Below are 23,114 nucleotides of genomic sequence, written 5' to 3'. Positions count from 1 at the left end.
GCGCCCTCTAAGCCGTGATCGGTCAAAACGCCACATCCATGTGGCATGCCCGAAATGACTCACGTCGTGTGAGCCTCAAGCTTTGGAGGGCCCGACTAGAAAGTAAACGCTTTACCACGCATCTCAAGGCGGGACCGAAAAGCTCGAGGGGCTGGCGCTTTAGCCTAGACGTAGAGGGAACTTTATGCAAAGTTATCCACAATGCGATAATCTATAATTTCCTTAACAAATAAAAAAGTGAAATGGCTGCAGAGGCCACTTCACTTTTTTATTGAAGCCAGATTACTCATCTGCTTCGTTATTTAATATAGGTATACACTTTTGAACAAATGCATGTGTGTCATCATTGGGAACGATTTTCTCGTAGCCCATATCTTTTAGCTCCTGTAGCATTTCCATGGCTACCCCTTCACCGCGATAAGATGGAATGACTGTAATATGCTGGAGTGTTGCAACATTATCTTCTTCCATAATGCCAACTGTTCCAACGTATTCATCATTCTTTTTCCACAAATATAATGTCCAATTATCGTTTTGTTCATATTGTTGAATAGTTTCCATTAAGCGTTTGATTTCTTTTTCTTGCGGCATTAATGAAATTAATCCCATCGCAATTTTTTCAAGTGTCTTTTTATATCGAACTAACATTTAACATTCCCTCAATTCTACCATTGCAAATCCTATCAAAAGATGCCGAGAAATGCAATAACACAATTTTCCAACGTTACACTGTAGCTTGTACTAAACTAGTTCGACATTTTATAAACTAATGGACTGATAACGTAAATGAAAAGAAGACTCCACACAATGATTGCTGTCAGTAAACCTAATCCCCATTTCGCTTGCTTTGAAAGTTTCAACGTTTATTCACCCTTTTTTAATGTTAACGGTAGGTCATTTACTACTAAATCTTCATAACTTTCGCGTTGGATCGCTAATTGGTGCTCACCATTTTCTACGAATACAACAGCTGGACGCGGCACACGGTTGTAGTTAGATGCCATTGAATACCCATAAGCACCTGTACAGAACATCGCTAAAATGTCGCCCGTTTCCGCCTTTTGTAAGCTCGCATCAGTGATTAATTTGTCACCTGATTCACAAAGCTTTCCTGCTACAGTATATGTATTTGTTTTTTCTTCATTCGCTTTGTTCGCAATGACAGCCTCGTATTTTGCATCGTATAGTGCTGGACGGATATTGTCGCTCATGCCACCATCAACCGCGATGTATTCGCGTACACCTGGAACTGTTTTTTGAGAGCCGATTGTGTAAAGAGATGTTCCTGCATCCCCTACTAAAGAGCGGCCTGGCTCAATCCAAATTTCAGGCATTGTTAAGCCTAATTTTACACTTTCTGCTTGTGCTGCTTTAATCATGTCTGCTACATATTCATGTGGCTCAAGCGGCTTGTCTTCTTCCGTGTAACGAATGCCAAACCCTCCACCTAAGTTTAAGACCGTTGCTTCAAAACCGTGCTGTTCTTTCCAAACACCCATTTTTTGCATCACTTTACCCGCTGCTAAGCTAAAGCCTTCAGTTTCGAAAATTTGTGAACCGATGTGACAATGTAAGCCCAGTAAGTTAATGAAGTCATCATTGACAACTTGCTTAAACGCTTCGTCGGCTTGACCATTATTTAAGTCAAAACCAAATTTCGAATCCGCTTGACCTGTTGTAATAAAGTCATGTGTATGTGCTTCCACGCCTGGTGTAACACGTAAAAGAATGTTCATTTTTTGATTTTTGTTTTGTGCGATTTCTTTAATTACTGCAATTTCGTAAAAGTTATCTACGACGATACAGCCGATTTTTGTATCAAATGCTAACTCTAGTTCAGCAATAGATTTATTGTTGCCGTGGAAATGAATGCGTTCTGCCGGGAATCCTGCTTTAATAGCAGTAAATAATTCGCCACCTGATACGACATCAAGCGATAAATTTTCTTGCGCCGCCAACTGATAGGCTGCCACACAGGCAAATGCTTTTGAAGCATATGCAACTTGTGCCGTCACACCTAATTTTTCAAATGTATCGATAAAGCCACGCGCGCGCTTTCGAATTAATGCCGTATCATAAACGAATAAAGGTGTTCCGTATGCCTTAGCTAACTCCATTGTGTCAACGCCACCAATTGTTAAATGGCCTTGTTCGTTAATTTGTTGTGTACCGTAAAAATGCATGTCATTCTCTCCTAACTATAAATAGTCGCCTTAATATTCTCAAAAATCACAAAATATTATATGAGAACTTTAACATAGGAGAGAGTGTCATGCAATGTGCGTTCATGCGCGTTTTCGCTGTTTTGCTCCAACGATATAAGGCCTTAACGCGTCGGTTGACATCGGGAAACGAATGATGACGCGTAAAAAAGCTTTTGGAAAAAAAGGCACAAGCGGCCATAAATATGGCACTTTCATTGGCTTTAATGCACATAAATACGTAAAAATCGCAAACAGCCCGATGAAAAATCCATTGACTCCAAACAATGCCGTGATCGCCAATAGCAATATGCGGAACACTTTGACCGAGATACTTAATTCGTAATTCGGAATGGCAAATGTGAAAATAGCGCTAATTGCAGTGTATAAGACAACCTCGCTTGAAAATAACCCAACGTCAATCGCAATTTGTCCGATAATGATGCCGGCGATTAACCCCATCGCAGTCGATAATGGCGTTGGGGTGTGAATGGCGGCGATGCGTAAAAATTCAATCCCGAGATCGGCAATGACCAGTTGCAAAAATAGCGGTACTTCACTCTGATCGTTAATTCCTATATACGCTAATTGATCTGGTATGAGCTGCTCATTCGTCACAAGTAAATACCAAAACGGTAAAAGTAAAAAGCTCAGTAGCACTGCACCAAAGCGTAAAATGCGCATCATGGATCCAATGAGTGGTGCTTGTCGATATTCTTCTGCATGCTGTAGTAAATAGAACATCGTTACCGGCATCAGCATGACAGACGGCGACGTATCCACAACGATGGCAATATGCCCTTCTAATAAATGCGCCGCGACAATATCTGGACGTTCTGTGTAGCGTACAAACGGCAGCGGATGGTAGCGCTGCTTAAACAACCATTCTTCAAGTGATTTATCACTCATTGTTAACCCATCATGCTTAATTTGATTAAGCCGTTCGGTAATCCACTGCAAATGTTCGTCATTTACTAGATCAGCCATATAGGCAATGACTACATCGGTTTGGCCATAAGTTGATACATGGTGCATTTGATAGCGAAGCTCGGTGCTCCGAATGCGGCGCCGAATGAGCGCAACATTTTGAATGACGTTTTCCGCAAAGCCGTCGCGCGAACCTCGAATCACTTTTTCATTGTCAGGCTCTTCAGGACTTCTCCCCGGATATTCACGAAACTCCGCTAAAAACGCATAACCACTCAGTGTGATAAAGCCCACACGCCCACTTAAAACACCTAATAAAAAATCATCAAGCGATGTTGCCTCTTCCTTGCCGTGGTAATTAAAATGCTCGTTGAAATACTCATTTTCATCTTCAATTTCTTCTTGCTGTTCCCACTGTAAGTTGGTAAGCATTTCAGCCAAGCTCTCACCATTCACTAATCCACTAATATATACGGTGAGTGTCGGTAGATTTTTAATCGTGATGTCTTTTACGCAAACATCAAACGTACGCTTCGTGTCAAAGCGTTTCTCTAAATAATCTTTAGCGATATCCTTAGATGTGAATAATTGATTCTTCATGTTTTCACCGCTTACTTGTTGTTGGTAGTTCAAGCCATGTTTTTAACTGTGCTAAAATCTTTTTTTCTAAGCGCGACACCTGCACTTGAGAAATGCCGAGTCGGTCTGCGATTTCAGTTTGCGTTAAATCTAAATAATAACGGAAATAAATAATCGATTGCTCACGCTTCCCAAGCCGCTGTAGTAAATCCTTTAATGGAATATATTCAAATGGTAACTGCGATTTATCGTCGCGCATTTGATCCATGAGCGTGATCGAGTCTCCGTCGTTTTCAAATAGCTGGTCATGCAAGCTCGCTGGGTCACGCATCGCATCTGTAGCCATTAAAATATCATCCGTCGATACGTCCAATATCGCGGCGAGCTCCGCAATCGTTGGTGGCTTTTCATTCGTTTTTAAATATTCATCCGTCGCATGGCGGATTTTAAAATTGAGCTCGCGTATCGAGCGACTAACTTTTACCATTCCATCATCACGTAAAAAGCGTTGAATTTCACCGATAATCATCGGTACGGCATAGGTTGAAAACTTGACCTCATATGATAAATCAAACTTATCAACCGATTTCATCAGTCCGATGCAGCCAATTTGAAATAAATCCTCTAGCTCCACACCGCGCGAGCTAAAGCGCTGTACAATTGACCAAACAAGTCTTGTATTGCCTTCAATCATCCGCTTTCTTGCGTCCGTATCGCCTTGTTGCGACTTCGCAATCAGCTCGCGCATCAGTGCTTGTGTTAATAACGTTTCAGATGACTGTTCGATTCTCTCCATCCCCTTATGTCGTTATGTCACGAGTGTTTGTACCGGTGAAATTTGCTTCGTAAATGTGATGATTGTTCCTTCACCCAGTGTTGATTCGATTTGTAAAAAATCTGCAAAGCTTTCCATAATCGTAAAACCCATCCCTGAGCGTTCAAGCTCTGGCTTTGTTGTATAAAGTGGCTCTCTCGCTTGATTAATATTTTCGATGCCACAACCTTCGTCCTTAATGGCTACACTGATTTCTGCACCATTTCGTACGGCATGAACAGTTACAATGCCATTCGGATTATGTGCATAGCCATGGATAATGGCATTAGAAACGGCCTCTGACACAATTGTTTTACATTCGGATAGCTCTTCCACAGTCGGGTCCAATTGCGCCATAAAACTAGTTACCGCAAGGCGTGCCAAGCTTTCATTTTCACTGCGCGCTAAAAAAGTAAGTGTCATTTCGTTATCCATTCATGATCCCCCTTGCTCTGTAAAATAATCTGCTCCTCAGATGCAAAACAGATATATTTGGCTAACCCTGAAAATTGAAATATTTTTTGCATCGTTGATGATGGATTTAGTAACATGATTTGTCCGTCTACCGCACGTAGCTCGCGCATTCGACCTAACACTAAGCCAATTCCTGAGCTATCCATGAACTGCAAATGCTCTAAATTCCAAACGAGCAGCCGCACATCTCCTTGCAAAATCGCATTTGAAATATCGCTGCGTATTTTTTCTGTTTCATGATGATCAAGCTCCCCGTACAGCTTTACAATTAGTAGCTGATTCGGGTACATCGTTACATTAAAATTCATTCATGCCGCCTCCTTCTAGCTTCGAATATTCGGCATGTTCCCGTATTTTCCTATCACGTTGACAAAACAAGTGCGTGTTCGCTATAAGTAGTGGATTTACGACAGCTAGGTGAAGTATAGGTAAAATGCATATGTTTTAATCATTTTTTAGGCAAACAAAAAACAACTGCGCAAAAAGGTTCCCTCTTCCACACAGTTGCTTATTTAAATCATTGTCTCTATTAACTTTTTTGCTCCCTTATCTTTTCTCCAGTTGAAAGTTGCTGGCATTCACGGAAAGCAAAATGCTTACAGCCAATACAATCTTTATGATTAATGATTTCAATCGCTGCTGTAATCGCATCACCCGTGTGTGGAAAGAAATTTTGCTCGCCAATAACTTCAGTTAATCCGTTGGCATCAAGCATGGACTTCAAGCTTGGCTGCACCCCACTTACAAGTACACTCCCACCTTGTGTCGTAAAACTACGCACGATATTACGGAAATATTCTTCACCTGTCGTATCAATAAACGGAACTTTCCCCATCCTCAAAATAAGCACGCGTGGTCGATAGTGAATCGTATTTAAAATGGACTGCTCAAATGTTTGTGCAGCACCAAAAAATAACGGACCTTCAATCGTATACACACTTACCTGTGGACAATCATGACTATCCGATACAATACCTGAAAGTAGCTTACCTTCCTTCGTATCTAAATCCGGTAAAACCTTCGTCACGACAAGCATTTCACTCATACGTTTTGCGAAAAGTACAACCGCAAGTATTAAGCCTACTTCAACAGCTAACGTCAAACTCGTAAATACGGTTAATAAAAACGTAATGGCAAGCACAAGGGAATCCCCAGATTTCAACTTTAGGATATGAGCAAAATGATACCGTTCACTCATATTCCAGGCAACGATCATTAACACCGGGGCAAGACTAGCTAGCGGTATATGGACGGCGAAAGGTGCAAATACAACAAGCGTCAATAAAACAAATATGCCGTGAATAATCCCCGACATTGGAGATGTAGCCCCTGTTTTTATATTTGTCGCTGTACGCGCAATCGCACCCGTCGCGGGAATTCCACCGAAAAATGGTGTAACAATATTGGCAATCCCTTGTCCAACTAACTCCTTATTACTATTATGTTTACTGTTTGTCATACCATCAGCTACAACGGCCGATAATAGAGACTCAATCCCACCTAACATGGCAATGACAAAGGCTGGCCCGAGCAGCTGATAAATTCGTTCAAATGTAATTTCCGGTATCGCAAATGTCGGCAATGAATTTGGAATTTCCCCATATGTCGAACCAATCGTCGCTACTTGTCCTGGAAAGACAAAAGCTGAAATAATCGCAGAAACAAGTATCCCTACTAATGCACCCGGTACTTTAGGCAACAGACGTGGTGTAAGTAATATGCCAACTAAACAAATGATGGCCACAAGAATACTATATAAATTAATTGTCCCAATATGCGACGCAATTTCTATAAGATTTTCGTGAAATCGTTCATGTTGTTCCATTCCCGATAAGCCGAGGAAATTACCAATTTGACCAGCAAAAATAATGACCGCAATCCCCGCTGTAAACCCAACTGTCACAGGCCGTGGGATAAATTTAATGAGCGTTCCAAGCTTAAATACGCCCATTAATACAAGTATAATTCCAGCCATGAGCCCTGCAATGAGCAAGTTTTCATAGCCATATACTAAAACAACACCAAGTAACACTGGCACAAATGCACCAGTCGGCCCACCAATTTGAAATTTCGAGCCACCAAAAAGCGAAATTAATATTCCTGCAATAATTGCAGTATAAATACCGTATTCAGGCTTTACACCAGACGCAATCGCAAATGACATCGCCAGTGGCACCGCGATAATCCCAACAATTGTCCCCGAAATTAAATCCTTTTTAAAATGTGCAACCGTGTATCCTTCATATCTCCCCGACCACTTCCACTGCATATCCCCAGTGCCCCCTTTGATGATTCCGCGAACAACCAACAAAATTATATACATTAAATAGAATTATTATACATATTCTATCATATTTACAAAATTTTCAAAGAACAAAAAAACCTCTCATAGTTTCGTAATGAAACTAAAAGAGGCTTATGAGAATTATTCCGTAATAACCGCTTCGATTAATTTTGGCGCTTCTACTTTTTCAGCTGAAAGGTGAACGTGTGCATAGATTTTCGCTAATACTTCGTCAACCTGCTCTGTGTTCGCATGGATTGTCATTAATGACTCACCTTCTGCAACCTGGTCGCCCACTTTTTTGTGTAAAACTAAACCAACTGCTAAATCGATTTCTGATTCTTTCGTTGCACGACCTGCACCAAGTAGCATTGCCGCTGTACCGATATCATCTGCTTCGATTTTAGATACGTAACCTGCTTGTTTCGCTGGTACGTCGAATTTGAACTTCGCTTGTGGTAAACGAGATGGATCGTCCACTACTGAAGCGTCGCCGCCCTGTGCTGCGATGAATTTTTTCAATACTTCTAAAGCCGCACCGTTTGCTACTACTTCTTCTAGCATTTTACGTGCTTCTTCGATTGTTTGTGCCTTGCCGCCGAGTACAACCATTTGTGCACCTAGTGTGTAGCAAAGCTCGTTTAAGTCTTGTGGACCATTGCCTTTTAATGTATCAATTGCTTCTTGCACTTCAAGTGCGTTACCAATAGCAAAACCTAGTGGCTGGCTCATGTCAGAAATAATGGCCATTGTTTTACGTCCAACGTTGTTTCCTATTTTCACCATTGCTTGCGCAAGCTTGATTGAATCTTCCACCGTTTTCATGAATGCACCGTCACCTGTTTTTACGTCAAGAACGATGGCATCTGCGCCTGCTGCAATTTTCTTCGACATAATTGAACCAGCGATTAATGGAATACTTGAAACCGTACCTGTTACATCACGTAATGCGTATAACTTTTTATCTGCTGGTGTCAAGTTACCTGATTGACCGATAACCGCCATGCCGATTTCATTTACTTGTTTTGAAAAGTCCTCGCTCGTTAATTCTACGTGGAAGCCTTCAATTGCTTCTAGCTTATCAATTGTACCGCCTGTGTGACCTAAACCACGGCCACTCATTTTCGCTACTGGTACGCCTACTGCTGCTACCATAGCTGCAAGTGGAAGTGTTGTTGTATCACCTACACCGCCAGTTGAGTGCTTGTCTACTTTTACACCAGCAATTGAAGATAGGTCGATTTGATCACCTGATTCTACCATTGCCATTGTTAAGTCCGCGCGCTCGCGGTCTGTCATATCTTTAAAATAAATTGCCATACATAGTGCACTTGCTTGGTAGTCAGGAATTGACCCATCTGTATAACCTTCTACAAAAAAGCGAATTTCTGGTGTTGTTAGCTCTTCACCATTACGTTTTTTCTCAATAATATCAACCATTCTCATGGCTTAGTCCCCCTTATTTAAGCTCGTTTAAGAAGCTTTTTCCAAACTTTGGTGCAGCGACGTTGAAGTTTTCTGCTACTGTTGCTGCGATGTCTGCGAATGTTTCGCGTAATGGTAATTCAGCAGCCTGGTTAAAACGTGGTGAATAAACGATTAACGGCACAAATTCACGTGTGTGGTCGGTACCAGGGAATGTTGGATCGTTCCCGTGGTCTGCTGTAATCATTAATAAGTCGTCCTCTGTTAAGGCTTCTAGCACTTCTGGTAAGCGACGGTCAAATTCTTCTAGTGCTTCACCATAACCAATTGGATCACGACGGTGACCAAAATTGGCATCAAAGTCTACTAAGTTTAAGAAGCTCAGTCCGTGGAAGTCACGACGTACCACATCTGCCATTTTGTCCATGCCATCTGTATTGTCTTTCGTACGAATTGATTCTGTTACACCGTCCCCATTAAAGATGTCTGAGATTTTACCGATTGCGATCACATCTAAATTGGCATCCTTCATTTCGGCCATTGTTGTACGACCAAATGGCGTTAAGGCATAATCATGACGATTTGATGTACGTGTAAAGTTCCCCTCTTCACCAACAAATGGACGTGCAATGACGCGACCTACTAAAAATTCTGGGTCTAACGTTAATTCACGTGCGATTTCACAAATTTTATATAATTCTTCTAGTGGAATAATATCTTCGTGTGCCGCGATTTGTAATACTGGGTCAGCTGATGTATAAACAATAATCGCACCTGTTTCCATATGCTCTTTTGCATAATCATCGATAACTGCAGTACCACTGTACGGTAAGTTACAAAGTACTTTGCGACCTATTGCTTCCTCAAGCTTTGTAATTAATTCTTGCGGGAAGCCTTCTGGGTACACTTTAAATGGCGTATCGATGTGTAAGCCCATGATTTCCCAGTGACCTGTCATTGTATCTTTACCTACTGATGCTTCTTGCATCATGCCGTAATAAGCTTTTGGTGCTTCGCTTTTTTCAATGCCTTGTAATTCTCGAATATTGGATAATCCTAAGTCTGCCATGTTTGGCATATTTAATCCGTTCATTTTTTCTGCGATATGTCCTAATGTATGTGAACCAACATCACCAAATTTAGCTGCATCTGGTGCTTCGCCGATTCCTACTGAGTCCATAACGATTACATGTATTTTTTTAAAAGGTTGCATTTGTGTTCACTCCTCTTTCTTCAATCCCTATTTTACATAAAAAGTTCCAACAAATAAAGGTCAGACCTCCGATTTTGAAAAGGTTTTCATTAGACAAGCACTTTTCGCGTTAAAATGCGCAAAATGATGTGTTATTTTCTATGGATTTCGTTGAAAAAATAATCGTTTCTTATGCGCTAAAAATAATTTTGCTAGGCTCTCGGATGAAATTGTTTGTATACTTCGGACAATCTTGTTTTACTAACATGCGTATATATTTGCGTTGTTGAAATATCTGAATGACCGAGTAGTTCCTGAACTGCACGAAGGTCTGCTCCATTTTCGATTAAATGCGTCGCAAAGGAATGGCGCAGTACGTGTGGAGTAATTTCTTTGTTAATGCCAGCTTTCTCAGCATGTTCTTTAATAATTTTCCAACAGCCCTGTCTAGTGAAACGTTTCCCTCTTTGTGTAATAAAAAACGCATCATTTTTCGGGGCGTTACCCAGTAACTGCGGTCTCGCTTCATTTAAATAATTTGTACACGCTGTTAATGCACCGCGCCCTAGTGGAATAATGCGCTCCTTCCCACCTTTACCAAACACACGTACAAAGCCCATCGTAATATGCACATCCTCCAGATTTAACGCAATCAGCTCGCTAATACGCATACCTGAGCCATACATCATTTCCAAAATCGCAATATCACGAATTCCTTGTGGCTTTTCAATCGTTGGCGCTGAAATAAGCGCATCGATATCTTCTATAGAAAGGACTTTCGGCAAGTTTTGTTCTTTCTTAGGCATTTCTAAATGCACGGTCGGATCCTTTTCGCATACTTTTTCACGTAATAAAAATTGGTGAAACGAACGGATCGATGAAATTTGTCGTGAGATTGTTTTACTCGATTTCCCGACCGCACGCATACTTTCTAAATACAACAAAATATGTTCGCGTACTACTTGATTGAAATCAGCAATCTTTTGCTCATGAAAAAGATGTCTTGCATACGCTACTAAATCACGCTTATAGGATTGCAATGTATTCTCAGCTAACTGGCGTTCTACTTTTATAAAATGAAGATAGTCGTCTATCGGATCTTTTAATACTTGCATCATCTTCGCCTCACTTACTACTTAATCTCATTATTTTACCATTTTCTTGGTTCATCACCGTAACATCGTGTTTCTTTTTCTAATAAAGTTTAGCCACGCCCTCAGAAAAGCCTGCCCCGGAACGTAGTACAACGGACAGGAGCATGTAATGACCTTGCTTCAACGCTTTACCCCCGTAGCGGAGTTTATCCCTCTATTTTGTCATCAAAAATCCCCCCCCATAAATCAATTTCTTCATCCTCCGATTCCACACTCGATTAATTTACAATTTGTACAATATACGTTATTCTTACAAGTATAACGTTTTGGATGGGAGTGATACTTTGGGATCGATAAACTAAAAATTGGAGAACTTGCCACTGCAACAGGCGTGACAAAACGAACAATTGATTACTATACAAATTTAGGTCTGCTTTCAGTTAAACGTTCAGCGTCCAATTATCGCTACTATGATAAAGCAATGATTGAACGGATTCATTGGATTGAAGAACAAAAAAGACAAGGCAAATGCTTAGAAGAAATTCACACGATGCTCGCGCCTTCAAAGGAAGCACCTGAGGTAATCGATGTTCAGGACATCCGTCTGCAAATGCGCAAGCTTGAGCACGACGTCACGATTTTAATGGAGCATCTAGACGACACGGAGCGCCAAAAACTGCGCAAAAAAGTGTCGCCAGAAAGTGTTGCACTTATGCAATCACTATTATTAATCTTAAATAACTAGGAGGTGAACGTTCTACTTCGTGAGTAGAACGCTTGTTTGACCACAGTCATTAACTTAACCATTTTCGCGGTATTAATCGCTTTAACAGCCTTTTTCGTTGCAACGGAGTTTGCCATCGTAAAAGTGCGCCAATCTCGTATTGATCAGCTTGTTGCTGAAGGAAAGGCCGGCTCATTAGCAGCCAAAAATGTCACTACACATTTAGACGAATATTTATCAGCGTGTCAGTTAGGGATTACCGTAACGGCACTTGGTATTGGTATGGTCGGGGAATCAACGTTTGAATTCATCTTACACCCGATGTTTGAAGCAATCGGAATTTCTACCGACTATATTCATTGGTTTACTTTAGGAGCTGCCTTTTTCCTTGCAACATTCTTCCACGTAGTCGTTGGTGAATTAGCACCCAAAACAATTGCGATTCAAAAGGCTGAAGCGGTTACATTAGCATTTGCAAAACCAATTCAACTGTTTTATAAGTTAATGTTCCCATTAATTTGGTTACTGAATGGCTCTGCTCGTCTGCTATTAAAAGCAGTTGGCATGCAGCCTGCAAGTGAACATGAATTATCACATACAGAAGAAGAGCTACGTTTACTGTTATCAGAAAGCTATAAATCAGGCGAAATTAACATGAACGAATTAAAATACGTAAACAATGTATTCGAATTCGACGACAAAATCGCTCGTGAAATTATGGTGCCTCGTACAGACATCGTAGGCTTTGAAGTAACAGCTTCTTTCGAAGAGGTTTTAACGCAAATTTCAGAAGAACGCTACACTCGTTATCCTGTATATGACGGTGACCGCGACAATATTTTAGGTTTCTTAAACATTAAAGACTTCCTGACATTAGGAATGAACAATCGCATTAGCTCTGCAACATTTAAGCTAGAGGATTTTATTAATCCGGTCATTCGTACGATCGAAACAACAGCGATTCAAGATTTACTACAAATCATGCAAAAGAAACGTATTCATATTGCGATTTTGCTAGATGAATATGGTGGAACAAGTGGTATGGTAACAGTAGAAGATATATTAGAAGAGCTTGTTGGTGAAATTCGTGATGAATTCGATGACGATGAAATCTCAGATATTCGTAAAATTGGCGAAGACCATTACTTAGTTTATTCAAAAGTTTTAGTAGATGATATTTGTAAATTATTATACTTAGATATCGAAGATCCAAATGTTGATACAATTGGTGGCTGGTACTTTACAAACATGCCTGATCTCAATATCGATGAATCGTTCATTTACGAAAATTATGAATTTAAAATCCATGAGATTGATGGTTTACAAATTCAATTTTTAGAGATTAAAAAGTTACATGATATAATCGAAGAAAAAGTAGTAGAATAATTCATTCGCACCGGAAAACGTACTGTTTTTCGGTGTTTTTCTATGTATATGCTCTTTGGTTTAATAAATTTATATTGAGGGAAGTGACTATATATTACGAAATAAAGGAGTGGATATAACATGGCAACGATGAATGCAGTAGAAAATGGCGTACAGGCAAAAACGGTGATTGAGCGCTTTGTTTCCGAGGGCTATGACCGTAATCATATTCATGTATTTGCAAATAGCAATAAGCGTGCAGAAAGTATTGCCGATTTCCTCAATGTAGATGCTGGCGCAGCAGCAGAAACCTCAGGTGAAGAAACAGGCTTCTTTGCATCCATTAAAAATTTCTTTCAAACAACTCCAGATGATTTCAACAGTAATTTATCAAAGCTTGGCCTTTCTACTTTGGAGATTGAAACTGCTAAAAAAGAATTGGATGCTGGCAAATTAATTATCATTGCGCACCACCCCCAATAAAAAAAGAGCAGCTCATTCGCTGCTCTTTTTTCGTACATATAGATTATGCATTGTTGTCTCCAGCATCCTCACTATTATCGTGACAACGCCAACAAATGCCATGGAATGTTAGGCGGTGGTCTTTTATTATAAAGTTCCAACGTTTTTCCACAATTACTTCTACATCTTCTAATAAGTCTTCTTGAATTTCATCTACTGCGCCACATTCGATACAAACTAGATGGTGGTGGAAGTGTTTTGCACCTTCCTGACGTAAATCATAACGAGATACACCATCACCGAAGTTAATTTTATCGACAATTTTCAGCTCTGTTAGAAGCTCTAACGTACGATACACTGTTGCTAAACCAATTTCAGGTGCTTTTTCTTTTACTAATAAGTAAACATCCTCAGCACTTAAATGATCTTCCTCATGCTCCAGTAATACCGCTACCGTCGCTTCTCGCTGTGGCGTCAGCTTATAGCTCGCACTATGCAGTTGCTTTTTAATTCGATCAATACGGCTCTCCATATGTGACGCCCTCCTAAACTTACTTCATTATACCAAATGACTAAATCTTATTACAAGACAATGATTTATATAAATAGGTACGTTATGATAAAATTTTCTAGTATCCCTAATAAAACAAACATCATTAACAATAGTAGCACTTTTTTTGTCGGCATTGTTCGTTTTAACGCTCTCGTAGTTTGTTGTTTGTTCATGACCTCGTAAAGCATAATAAGTAAGATGCCATATAAAAACTGAAACGGGAACCACCAAAATGCATACAGCTTTACAGAGTCATGATGCACAAGTAAAAACACAGAGCTCAGCCCAAAAAATGTCATTTTCAATGCAATAAAAATGAGTGCGACTTTTGCTAAATATTGATGCGTCGAAAAGAATAATACAACACTTACACTCACAAGAAAAGGAACTACACTCCAAACCCAAGAAGGTTTTTCCTGTGAAAGCAACCGTTGATCAAAAATGGTAATTACTTGCTCAATTTGAGCCATCTCAAATAATTGATAACATAACACACCGCAAATAAAACAGATGACAATCATCGATGAGTATAAAATCACTCTATAATTTCGCACACAAACCGCCCCCTTTTGTCCATACAATTTATGCTAGTGGACAGGCGGTATGCATCTTTATTTTTGACACTTCATCCAAAGAATCGCAAAGGCCGTTTTGGCGTCATAAATACGCGCATCTGCCATCATGACTTCTGCTTCTTCAACTGTTACTGCCATTAACTCGACAAATTCATCTTCATCCAGCGCAACAGGCACGTCTAGCTTTTTTAAATTTTTCGCAACATATATATGAATCACTTCATCTGCAAAGCCAGGAGATGTCGCAAACGCTTGCACAAACGTTAAATCATCAGTTGTATAGCCCGTCTCTTCCTCTAATTCACGACGCGCCGTAACGATCGGCTTCTCTCCTTTTTCTAGCTTGCCGGCTGGAATTTCAATAATGGAACGCTCTAAAGCTTTTCGATATTGTTCTACTAATAAAATTTTATGATCATCCGTGATGGCAATGACTGCTACTGCGCCAGGATGATTAATAATTTCTCGTTTTGACACACCACCGTTTGGTAAAGTTACATCATCTACTTTCAACGAAATTACTTTTCCCTCAAAAATCGGGGTTGATTGAATGGTTTTTTCTTCAAATTTCTTCATCCTAACACCTCCACTTGTTCTCTTACTTGATTTCATTGTACCATTAGAAAGAGAAATTCTAAAATAGAGAGACGATGGAGGTAATCCGATGAAAACACGTACACTTGGAAATAGCACACTCAACATTTCAGAAATCAGTTTAGGTTGCATGTCACTTCCTCCAATCGAAACAGAGGTCAAGCAGGTAATTGATACAGCCATTGATGCGGGAATTACCTATTTCGATACGGCCGATTTATATGACCGCGGGGAAAACGAAAAAGTCGTAGGACAAGCATTAAAAGAACACCGTCATAACATCCTGTTAGCAACAAAAGTCGGCAATCGCTGGGAAGATGGCAAGGACGGCTGGGGCTGGGACACATCAGCACAATATATAAATGAAGCGGTACGCAGTAGCTTAAAGCGTCTTCAAACAGATTACATCGACGTGTACCAATTACACGGTGGCACAACCGAAGACAATTGGGAAGAAATTATTGATACGTTTGAAGGCTTAAAAAAAGAAGGCTTGATTCGTGCCTACGGAATTTCTTCTATTCGTCCAAATGTTTTTCTACCATTTTTACAAACTAGCACGGCGATTAGTAATATGATGCAATTTAATATTTTTGATGAGCGTGCGGAGGAATATTTCGAAGCGATTCAACAAGCAGGCGCCTCTGTCGTTACTCGTGGAACTGTTGCGAAAGGTTTATTAACAAATGATTGGCGAGAACGGTTGAAATCGTTTATGAGCTATGATGAAGCACAAGCAAAAGAGCTATTAGAAAAAATTGAAGCGTTATACGGAGATGTGCATGCAGCGGCACTAGCGTTTAATCTAAACAATGAAGCCGTAGCCTCTACAGTCATTGGCGCACGAACAAAACAACAACTCTTACAAAATCTTGCGGCTTATGAAAAAGCGCAAACGCTTGGCGATATTAGCCAACTAGCGAACTTTACCCGTCAAGACCGTTATACCGATCACCGATGAAAAAATCCATTTTTTTCGTCATTATTAGTTTACTCCTCGTCGCTGTTTTATCAAATATGAGCTATGAGCAACAAACACTCATCCCAACATTAAGAGAGCTCTTACAGGAAAAGCCTCTTGAAAACTGGTTAAGCCAATTTGAGTTTCATTATTGGGGAAGCACGATTACCGTCGAAACACGGGGCTATTATTATGTAATTGAATTTTTAATTCGTAAAGCAACACACTTTTTTGGTTATGGCATACTTGCTGTCATTTTTTACTTTTTTTATCGTAAATTATCGTGGCGCTTACCAACCGTCCTTGCATTCCTTTCAATCGTGATAATCGCGAGCTTAGATGAGTTTCGTCAAAGTACGATTCCTGGTCGAAGTGGTATTGTAGATGATGTCATTTTAGATGCGTGTGGGGCATTTACATTGTTAGTTTGCGTGAAGCTTTTTTGCTGGAGCAGTCATAAAATAAAACAGGTGCGTGAAGTGAGGTAATCACTTCGCACACCTGTTTTTTCACTAAAATTTTGAACCTTGCTCACCGTATTGGTTTAAAAGCTCTTCAAAGCTCATATTTTTTTCACGTTGCTTGCGTTCGAATTTTTCTCGCGCAATGCGTTCTTCTTCTTTAGCTTGCTCATCGGCAACCATTTCTTGCTTCGCTGCTTTTAGTTTTGCTAAGATGTCGCCACCTAGTTGATCGGCTAATGTGGCCGCTTTTTCTTTCGGTAAATCAAATTCTGAAGTTTGTCGTTGCTGTTGTTTCTTTTTTGCCATTATACTCACCTTTTTTCATTTGTTAGCGCTGAACGATTGTTGCAACCCCTTGTCCTCCACCAATGCAAAGTGTCGCTAGCCCGTAGCCTGCATCCTGCTTGTGCATTTCGTGTAGTAATGACACGAGTACACGCGCACCACTTGCACCAATTGGGTGACCGAGCGCAATCGCACCGCCATTTACATTTAGTTTATCATGATTGAAGGCTAATTCGCGATCCACAGCAATTGATTGTGCTGCAAAAGCTTCATTTGCTTCAATAACATCCATTTTATCTAATGTGACATTTGCTTTGGCTAATGCCTTTTTCACTGCTTGTACAGGGCCAATTCCCATCACTGCTGGATCTACACCCGCGCTCGCATTCGCTACGATTGTCGCCATTGGTTGAATACCAAGTTCCAACGCACGCTCTTTTGACATCACAACGACTGCGGCCGCTCCGTCATTAATACCTGAAGCGTTGCCTGCAGTTACAGACCCATCTTTTTTGAATGCTGGACGTAAGTTCCCTAATTTTTCGGCAGTCGTTCCGGCTTTTACGTATTCATCTTGTGCAAAAATAACCGGTTCCCCTTTACGCTGTGGGATTTCGACTGCTACGATTTCGTCGGTAAATTTTCCGTCTGCAATTGCTTGTGCGGCACGTGCTTGTGAACGCGCGGCGAAAGCGTCTTGTTCTTCGCGTGTAATGCCGTATTGATCACATAAATTTTCAGCGGTAATGCCCATGTGATAATCGTTAAACGCACACCAAAGACCGTCTTTAATCATCGTGTCTATGATTTTTTGGTCGCCCATGCGGAAGCCTTCACGTGCATTTTGCATCACATACGGTGCTTGACTCATATTTTCAAAGCCACCCGCAACAACGATTTCTGCATCTCCGGCTAAAATCGCTTGTGTTGCTAAATGGACTGCCTTTAAACCCGAACCACATACTTTATTAATCGTCATCGCCGGCACTGCATGTGGCACCCCTGCTTGAATGCTCGCCTGACGTGCTGGATTTTGACCTGATCCCGCTGCAAGTACATTGCCCATAATCACTTCATCCACTAATGCCGGGTCTAAATTCACGCGGTTTAATGCTTCTTTAATAACTATGCTTCCTAGTGTTGGTGCGGCAATATCCTTCAATGTCCCTTGAAATGCACCAATCGCTGTACGAACTGCGCTTACAATTACTACTTCTCGTGCCATAAATCCCATTCCCCTTTCGTACTCCATCCCTATAAGCAAACATGTTGCTCATTAAAAATTTTATCAAATTCCCGTCCTAATTTATACAAAATATTGGTTAATGACCATAACTTAGGGGGAATATACTGAGTAAGAGAAAGATTTCCATGTCGATATTATTGCAAAAAATTAAAATTCCCAACATTTAGTGTTCTTTTAGTTGATTTCTGTTCGCTGTTCATTGAATAATGAACTTATTAAGGAGTGACGCATTATGAAAAAACGTACGTTATTTTTATCAGGAAGTATCGCGACAACACTCATCGCTGCGGCCACAACCGCAACAGGTGTTTTGATGACAAATCGCCTAATGTACATTAAGAAAAAAGACGACGCCTTCATTTTAGAACGCGAAGTTTCGTCAAAGCGTTTTGACGAGGCTTGGTATGAAGGCTGTCCAAAAGAAGTGCTGACAATTGACTCACCTAATGGTTACATGATTCGCGGGGTTTATTTAAAGCCACTTGAAACGAAAAATACGGTCATTATTTGTCACGGGGTTACCGAAAACAAAATTAACTCGATGCGCTATGCCCGTATGTTTGAAAGACTTGGTTTTAATTCCGTTGTGTATGATCACCGCCGTCACGGGGAATCAGAAGGTAAAACAACAAGCTATGGTCATTACGAAAAATTTGATTTACAAGCGGTTGTCACAAAAATCCGAGAAGAAATCGGAGAAGATGCGATTTTAGGCATTCACGGGGAATCGATGGGCGCTGCCACAACGCTTTTATACGCTGGAACGATTGAGGATAGCGCAGACTTTTACGTTTCAGATTGCGCGTTTTCTAATTTCCCACAGCTCTTAAAAATAATTTTTGAAAATGTTGTGCCGATTGATGCTAAATATACAATTCCATTCGCTGACTTCTTCATGCGTATTCGAGATGGTTATTCAGTAAAAGACGTGATGCCAATCGATGCAGTCGAGCATATTGAAAAACCAGTATTATTTATTCACAGCACACCAGACGATTTCATTCCGTATACGATGGCAGAGGAATTATATGAAGCAAAGCCTGAACCCAAACGATTAAAGCTGTTTGATCAAGGAGATCATGCCAAATCATTTAATGAAAATTCAGGCGACTATGAACAAACAGTTGCGAAGTTTTTACATGATTATGTACCCGCCTATCGACAAGAAACGAAATCGATACTATAAAGTAAAAAGCTGAACGCTACGTAAATTCGTAACGTTCAGCTTTTTTAATCTTCAAAAACGATATGCCACTCCGTACGTTTTTCTAAAAATTCTTTTGCTAAATCTTGCGCGCCTTCTAAGCTATGACTAGCGGCCCAGCCACATTGTACTTCATTGCAAGCTGGTACTGACGTTGCCGCTAAAACATCCTGTGCTGTTTTTTCTAAAATGTCTAAAATCCCTTCATAGTCATCGTAATTGATAAACGAGACATAAAACCCTGTTTGGCAGCCCATTGGTGAAAGGTCTACTACTGCATCGCTATGATTGCGAATACGATCGGCCATTAAATGCTCTAATGAATGCAGCGCTGGCATTTCCATATGCGCTTTGTTTGGTTGTTTAAAACGAATATCATATTTTGTTACAACATCGCCTTTTGCACCTTCTTTTGTTCCTGCAAGACGTACATATGGTGCTACTACTTTCGTATGGTCTAAATCAAAGCTTTCTACATTTGTTTTCTCTGTTGTCATGTTTAACCCTCCAAAAATCTATTGTTACTAGCTTAGACTAGTTTTCCGACAGAATCAATAGAATATTCAGATTTTTATTTCCACAAAGAAATTACCTCCTTAACAATAAAAAGCTCCCCCACTAAAAAATTAGGGAAGCTTTAATCTCTACATAGTCATTCAAGAAAAAATCTGTTTGTTACTTTGCTGCTAAATCTTCAATCGAATCAATATCCATATAGGCTGGGACAACTAAACCGATTCGAGCACCGTCTAAGTTTTCTCCTAAATCAACAATATCGTCTTTATGCTTTTCATAGAATGATTGATGCGTTACTGGTAGCCATGGTGCAGCTGACACATCCCCTTCACCCGTTGCAATTGCTTGGAACATGATTGCTGGGTCTACAGGTGTTAACTCCACTTCAAATCCATGCTGTTGTAAAATTGCTTGCATGACATGTGAAGAGGCATCTTCCGTTTCCCAAGGTGTTGAAATGAGTTTGATTTTCTCACCGTTCCCTTTTTCAACATCGGCTGTGAATTCTGCTACTAAATCCGCATTTTTCTCAACCCATTTACTAGCTGCTTCGGTAAAACTAGAAGTTTGCGAATCTACCATTACTTCTTCCATATCCTCAGGCTCCCAATAAAAGCGGTCGACAATTGTATAAGCATTCGGTAAATCTTCTTTAAAGCCTTTTCTCACAATGGTGTTGATTTGTTCTACTTCACCAAATGATTTTTTGGGATCCTCAAGGTACTTTAAATCATACTTAGAAAACATCCAATGCGGATTCCAACCTGTAATAATTACGGGTTTTTCATTTTTAAGGGCTTTATCTAGCTCAGCTAACATTCCAGCCGCTGAACTTTCCTCCAACTTCCAATCTTTTAAGTTTTCGTAGTCTTCTATAGCAGCATGCGCTTTTTCCATCGTACCACTACCAGGCTCAATTCCTACAATTGTGTAATCTACTTGTTCTTCAAGTGTTTTGCTTGTATTCTCGTCATTACTACAACCCGTTAAAACGACTCCAGCCGTTAGTAATGCGAATGCTGTTGATTTATTAAAAAACATATTTTTTTCCTCCTTAGAATCATAAAATCTTTTATTTATAATCTATCTCTTTGCTTTATACGTTGTTTTCATCTTTGTTCCGAATGAAACTTTGCGTTAAGCGATCGACGATAATTGCAAAGATTACTAAACTTAATCCTGCTACAAAGCCGTTACCGATTTGTGCACGTTGTAGAGCAGATAACACTTCACGCCCTAATCCAGGTGCGCCAATCATTGAGGCAATTACAACCATTGATAACGATAGCAGTACCGTTTGGTTAATGCCTGCCATAATCGTGGATTTAGCTAGTGGCAATTCAACCTTGAATAGTTTTTGGCTGAATGTACTACCATAAGAGTCCGCAGCTTCAATTAAATGTTTAGGAACTTGTCGAATACCTAAATTCGTAAAACGAACCGTTGGTGGAAGTGCAAAAATAACAGAGGCAAAAACCCCAGGCACTACGCCGATACCAAAGAAGGCAACAGCCGGAATTAAATAAACGAAACCAGGCATTGTTTGCATAAAATCAAGTATTGGTTTAGTTACTTCTTCCATAATTTTTGATTTTGACATTAAAATACCCATTGGGATACCTATAATAATGGCAATCAAACTAGAAAATAATACAAGGGTGAAGGTGTTCATGAGCTGTTCCCATAGCCCTTGATTATAAATAAAGAACAACCCGATTATTGAAAATACAGCTAATCCAAAACGTTTACCAGTCGCGAAAAATGCCAATAACGCAACAATTACGATAAAGAGGACAGATGGAATCGCTATTAAAAAATTTGTTATCGCATCCATCACATCTTGTCCTTCGTCTTGTATAAATCCGAAAATGCCAGATAAAGAATCCGTTAAGATATCCATGAATTTTTCAACATTATTTGCTACTTCAATTTTAGGAATGAATTCGAGAAGGTTATTCATGTGATTCACCTCCATTTTTTTCAGAGGCTAACGCTTCTAATACGACTCCACGTATTAAAATACCGCGTAATTTCCCTTCATCTACAACTGCTATCGGTGTTGGTGAATCGGATATAATTGGTAATAAATCTTGGATAACTGTAGAAGGCTCTACAGTAGGCATATCCGTTCGAATAATCGATTGAATCGATTTTTCACCAGCTTGTGATAAACGCAATGCATCATTCGCTGTGATGTAGCCAATGTACTTTCTTGCGCGGTCTAATGTAAGCAGTACACTCACTTTTTCTTCACGCATACGTTGTAACGCAACTTTAGGTCCTTCATGGTCGACTTGAATCGTTATTGGACGAATCATCGCGTGTTCCGCGGTAATCACTTTTGAACGATCAACATCTTCTAAAAATGTACGAACGTATTCATTCGCTGGGTTTGTTAATATTTCTTCACCCGTACCTATTTGCATAATTTTACCGTCTTTCATGATGACGATTCGGTCTCCGATACGTAATGCTTCGTTTAGATCGTGGGTAATAAATACAATTGTTTTTTGAAGAGATGCCTGTAATTCTAACAACTCATCTTGCATTTCTTTTCGAATAAGCGGATCAAGCGCAGAAAAAGCTTCATCCATTAAAATAATTTCAGTATTATTTGCTAACGCTCTTGCTAGTCCGACACGCTGCTGCATGCCACCAGATAACTGACTAGGATATTGGTCTTTATAGGATAGTAGACCGGCGTTTTGTAAAGCCTTTTCTGCTTTTAATCGTCTTTCCTCTTTCGAAATTCCACGAACTTCTAAACCGTATTCAGCATTTTTCAAAATCGTCCGATGTGGGAAGAGAGCGAAGTTTTGAAAGACCATGCTCATCTTTTCGCGTCGTACACTTTGCAGCCCTTTTTTGTTCATTTTCGTAATATTTTCACCATCAATAAAAATATTACCGGTTGTTGGTTGGATTAATCGGTTCAACAAACGAATTAATGTCGATTTACCACTACCAGAAAGGCCCATAATCACAAAGATTTCGCCTTCCTCTACCGAAAAGCTAACATCGTAGACGCCAACCGTCGCTTGTGTTTCTTTTAGAATTTCCTCTTTAGACTTTCCATTTCCAACCATTTTCAGTGCCTGAGAAGTATTTTTCCCAAAAACTTTGGTGACTCCTTCAATCTTTAATTTACTCATAATCCACTTCCTATACCTTTTCT

Annotated in this window: 25 protein-coding genes; 6 read left to right on the top strand and 19 right to left on the bottom strand. The window is 40.0% G+C overall.

Annotated features, from left to right (window positions below; genetic code table 11):
- Positions 1-282: 282 nt before the first annotated feature.
- The 10 genes from NSQ62_RS05560 to xerD all read right to left on the bottom strand — a co-directional run bounded on the left by NSQ62_RS05560 (position 283) and on the right by xerD (position 11,011).
- Positions 283-648 carry a GNAT family N-acetyltransferase gene (locus tag NSQ62_RS05560; RefSeq protein ID WP_341322938.1) on the bottom strand — a complete coding sequence of 122 codons (366 nt, stop codon included), beginning with the start codon at positions 646-648 and terminating at the stop codon, positions 283-285.
- A 215-nt stretch (positions 649-863) separates the two neighbouring features.
- Complete coding sequence (gene lysA, locus NSQ62_RS05555; RefSeq protein WP_341322937.1) at positions 864-2,183, bottom strand: diaminopimelate decarboxylase; 1,320 nt, start codon at positions 2,181-2,183, stop codon at positions 864-866.
- Between the two features lie 102 nt (positions 2,184-2,285).
- Positions 2,286-3,728 carry a spore germination protein gene (locus tag NSQ62_RS05550; protein ID WP_341322936.1) on the bottom strand — a complete coding sequence of 481 codons (1,443 nt, stop codon included), beginning with the start codon at positions 3,726-3,728 and terminating at the stop codon, positions 2,286-2,288.
- Between the two features lie 4 nt (positions 3,729-3,732).
- Positions 3,733-4,503, bottom strand: coding sequence for a SigF/SigG family RNA polymerase sporulation sigma factor (locus NSQ62_RS05545; RefSeq protein ID WP_341322935.1), 771 nt, complete (start codon positions 4,501-4,503; stop codon positions 3,733-3,735).
- 12 nt (positions 4,504-4,515) lie between these two features.
- Positions 4,516-4,956, bottom strand: a complete 441-nt coding sequence (spoIIAB, locus tag NSQ62_RS05540; RefSeq protein WP_341322934.1) for an anti-sigma F factor — start codon at positions 4,954-4,956, stop codon at positions 4,516-4,518.
- Positions 4,941-5,303, bottom strand: coding sequence for an anti-sigma F factor antagonist (gene spoIIAA, locus NSQ62_RS05535; protein WP_341322933.1), 363 nt, complete (start codon positions 5,301-5,303; stop codon positions 4,941-4,943). Before spoIIAA ends, spoIIAB begins: the two co-directional genes overlap by 16 nt.
- A gap of 221 nt (positions 5,304-5,524) precedes the next feature.
- Positions 5,525-7,264 (bottom strand): sulfate permease, encoded by a 1,740-nt coding sequence (gene sulP / locus NSQ62_RS05530; protein ID WP_341322932.1) that lies wholly within the window; start codon positions 7,262-7,264, stop codon positions 5,525-5,527.
- Between the two features lie 156 nt (positions 7,265-7,420).
- Complete coding sequence (locus tag NSQ62_RS05525; protein ID WP_341322931.1) at positions 7,421-8,725, bottom strand: pyrimidine-nucleoside phosphorylase; 1,305 nt, start codon at positions 8,723-8,725, stop codon at positions 7,421-7,423.
- Between the two features lie 13 nt (positions 8,726-8,738).
- The gene (deoB, locus tag NSQ62_RS05520) at positions 8,739-9,917 is read right to left on the bottom strand and encodes a phosphopentomutase (protein ID WP_341322930.1); all 1,179 of its coding nucleotides are present in this window, start codon (positions 9,915-9,917) and stop codon (positions 8,739-8,741) included.
- Between the two features lie 191 nt (positions 9,918-10,108).
- Positions 10,109-11,011, bottom strand: coding sequence for a site-specific tyrosine recombinase XerD (gene xerD / locus NSQ62_RS05515; RefSeq protein ID WP_341323890.1), 903 nt, complete (start codon positions 11,009-11,011; stop codon positions 10,109-10,111).
- Between the two features lie 328 nt (positions 11,012-11,339).
- Between xerD and NSQ62_RS05510 the strand changes: the two genes are divergently transcribed.
- The 3 genes from NSQ62_RS05510 (at position 11,340) to NSQ62_RS05500 (ending at position 13,562) form a co-directional block, all read left to right on the top strand.
- Positions 11,340-11,735: a MerR family transcriptional regulator gene (locus tag NSQ62_RS05510; protein WP_341323889.1), complete on the top strand. Its 396-nt coding sequence runs from the start codon at positions 11,340-11,342 to the stop codon at positions 11,733-11,735.
- Positions 11,736-11,771: 36 nt separating this feature from the next.
- A complete protein-coding gene (locus NSQ62_RS05505) occupies positions 11,772-13,100 on the top strand; it encodes a hemolysin family protein (RefSeq protein WP_341322929.1) in 1,329 nt (442 codons plus the stop codon).
- 120 nt (positions 13,101-13,220) lie between these two features.
- Positions 13,221-13,562: a general stress protein gene (locus NSQ62_RS05500; protein WP_341322928.1), complete on the top strand. Its 342-nt coding sequence runs from the start codon at positions 13,221-13,223 to the stop codon at positions 13,560-13,562.
- A gap of 43 nt (positions 13,563-13,605) precedes the next feature.
- Here the strand turns inward: NSQ62_RS05500 and NSQ62_RS05495 are convergent, their stop codons facing one another.
- From NSQ62_RS05495 to NSQ62_RS05485, 3 genes are all read right to left on the bottom strand, one after another.
- Positions 13,606-14,073, bottom strand: coding sequence for a Fur family transcriptional regulator (locus NSQ62_RS05495; RefSeq protein ID WP_341322927.1), 468 nt, complete (start codon positions 14,071-14,073; stop codon positions 13,606-13,608).
- A 65-nt stretch (positions 14,074-14,138) separates the two neighbouring features.
- Positions 14,139-14,648, bottom strand: coding sequence for a hypothetical protein (locus NSQ62_RS05490; protein WP_341322926.1), 510 nt, complete (start codon positions 14,646-14,648; stop codon positions 14,139-14,141).
- A gap of 57 nt (positions 14,649-14,705) precedes the next feature.
- Positions 14,706-15,245: an NUDIX hydrolase gene (locus NSQ62_RS05485; RefSeq protein WP_341322925.1), complete on the bottom strand. Its 540-nt coding sequence runs from the start codon at positions 15,243-15,245 to the stop codon at positions 14,706-14,708.
- An 88-nt stretch (positions 15,246-15,333) separates the two neighbouring features.
- On the opposite strand from NSQ62_RS05485, the gene NSQ62_RS05480 reads away from it, so the two are divergent.
- Together NSQ62_RS05480 and NSQ62_RS05475 are read left to right on the top strand one after the other, a co-directional pair.
- Positions 15,334-16,224, top strand: a complete 891-nt coding sequence (locus tag NSQ62_RS05480) for an aldo/keto reductase (protein ID WP_341322924.1) — start codon at positions 15,334-15,336, stop codon at positions 16,222-16,224.
- Complete coding sequence (locus tag NSQ62_RS05475) at positions 16,221-16,712, top strand: VanZ family protein (RefSeq protein WP_341322923.1); 492 nt, start codon at positions 16,221-16,223, stop codon at positions 16,710-16,712. The genes NSQ62_RS05480 and NSQ62_RS05475 overlap by 4 nt, the downstream gene beginning before the upstream one ends.
- Positions 16,713-16,736: 24 nt before the next feature.
- On the opposite strand, the gene NSQ62_RS05470 is transcribed toward NSQ62_RS05475, so the two are convergent.
- Together NSQ62_RS05470 and NSQ62_RS05465 are read right to left on the bottom strand one after the other, a co-directional pair.
- Positions 16,737-16,994, bottom strand: a complete 258-nt coding sequence (locus NSQ62_RS05470) for a YqkE family protein (protein WP_341322922.1) — start codon at positions 16,992-16,994, stop codon at positions 16,737-16,739.
- 22 nt (positions 16,995-17,016) lie between these two features.
- The gene (locus NSQ62_RS05465) at positions 17,017-18,198 is read right to left on the bottom strand and encodes an acetyl-CoA C-acetyltransferase (RefSeq protein WP_341322921.1); all 1,182 of its coding nucleotides are present in this window, start codon (positions 18,196-18,198) and stop codon (positions 17,017-17,019) included.
- A 253-nt stretch (positions 18,199-18,451) separates the two neighbouring features.
- Between NSQ62_RS05465 and NSQ62_RS05460 the strand changes: the two genes are divergently transcribed.
- The gene (locus NSQ62_RS05460) at positions 18,452-19,405 is read left to right on the top strand and encodes an alpha/beta fold hydrolase (protein ID WP_341322920.1); all 954 of its coding nucleotides are present in this window, start codon (positions 18,452-18,454) and stop codon (positions 19,403-19,405) included.
- A gap of 44 nt (positions 19,406-19,449) precedes the next feature.
- On the opposite strand, the gene NSQ62_RS05455 is transcribed toward NSQ62_RS05460, so the two are convergent.
- From NSQ62_RS05455 to NSQ62_RS05440, 4 genes are all read right to left on the bottom strand, one after another.
- Positions 19,450-19,920, bottom strand: coding sequence for an S-ribosylhomocysteine lyase (locus NSQ62_RS05455; RefSeq protein WP_341322919.1), 471 nt, complete (start codon positions 19,918-19,920; stop codon positions 19,450-19,452).
- Between the two features lie 178 nt (positions 19,921-20,098).
- A complete protein-coding gene (locus NSQ62_RS05450; RefSeq protein ID WP_341322918.1) occupies positions 20,099-20,980 on the bottom strand; it encodes a glycine betaine ABC transporter substrate-binding protein in 882 nt (293 codons plus the stop codon).
- Between the two features lie 55 nt (positions 20,981-21,035).
- Positions 21,036-21,899, bottom strand: coding sequence for a proline/glycine betaine ABC transporter permease (locus NSQ62_RS05445; RefSeq protein ID WP_341322917.1), 864 nt, complete (start codon positions 21,897-21,899; stop codon positions 21,036-21,038).
- Entirely contained in the window at positions 21,892-23,091 is a 1,200-nt protein-coding gene (locus tag NSQ62_RS05440; protein ID WP_341322916.1) for a glycine betaine/L-proline ABC transporter ATP-binding protein, read from the bottom strand. The genes NSQ62_RS05445 and NSQ62_RS05440 overlap by 8 nt, the downstream gene beginning before the upstream one ends.
- Positions 23,092-23,114 lie beyond the last annotated feature (23 nt).

Origin of the sequence: Solibacillus sp. FSL H8-0523, from assembly GCF_038051985.1 — a bacterium.
Taxonomy (GTDB): domain Bacteria; phylum Bacillota; class Bacilli; order Bacillales_A; family Planococcaceae; genus Solibacillus.
The sequence above is the reverse complement of the archived record's forward strand: the minus strand, read 5'-3'. Positions and strand labels throughout refer to the sequence as shown.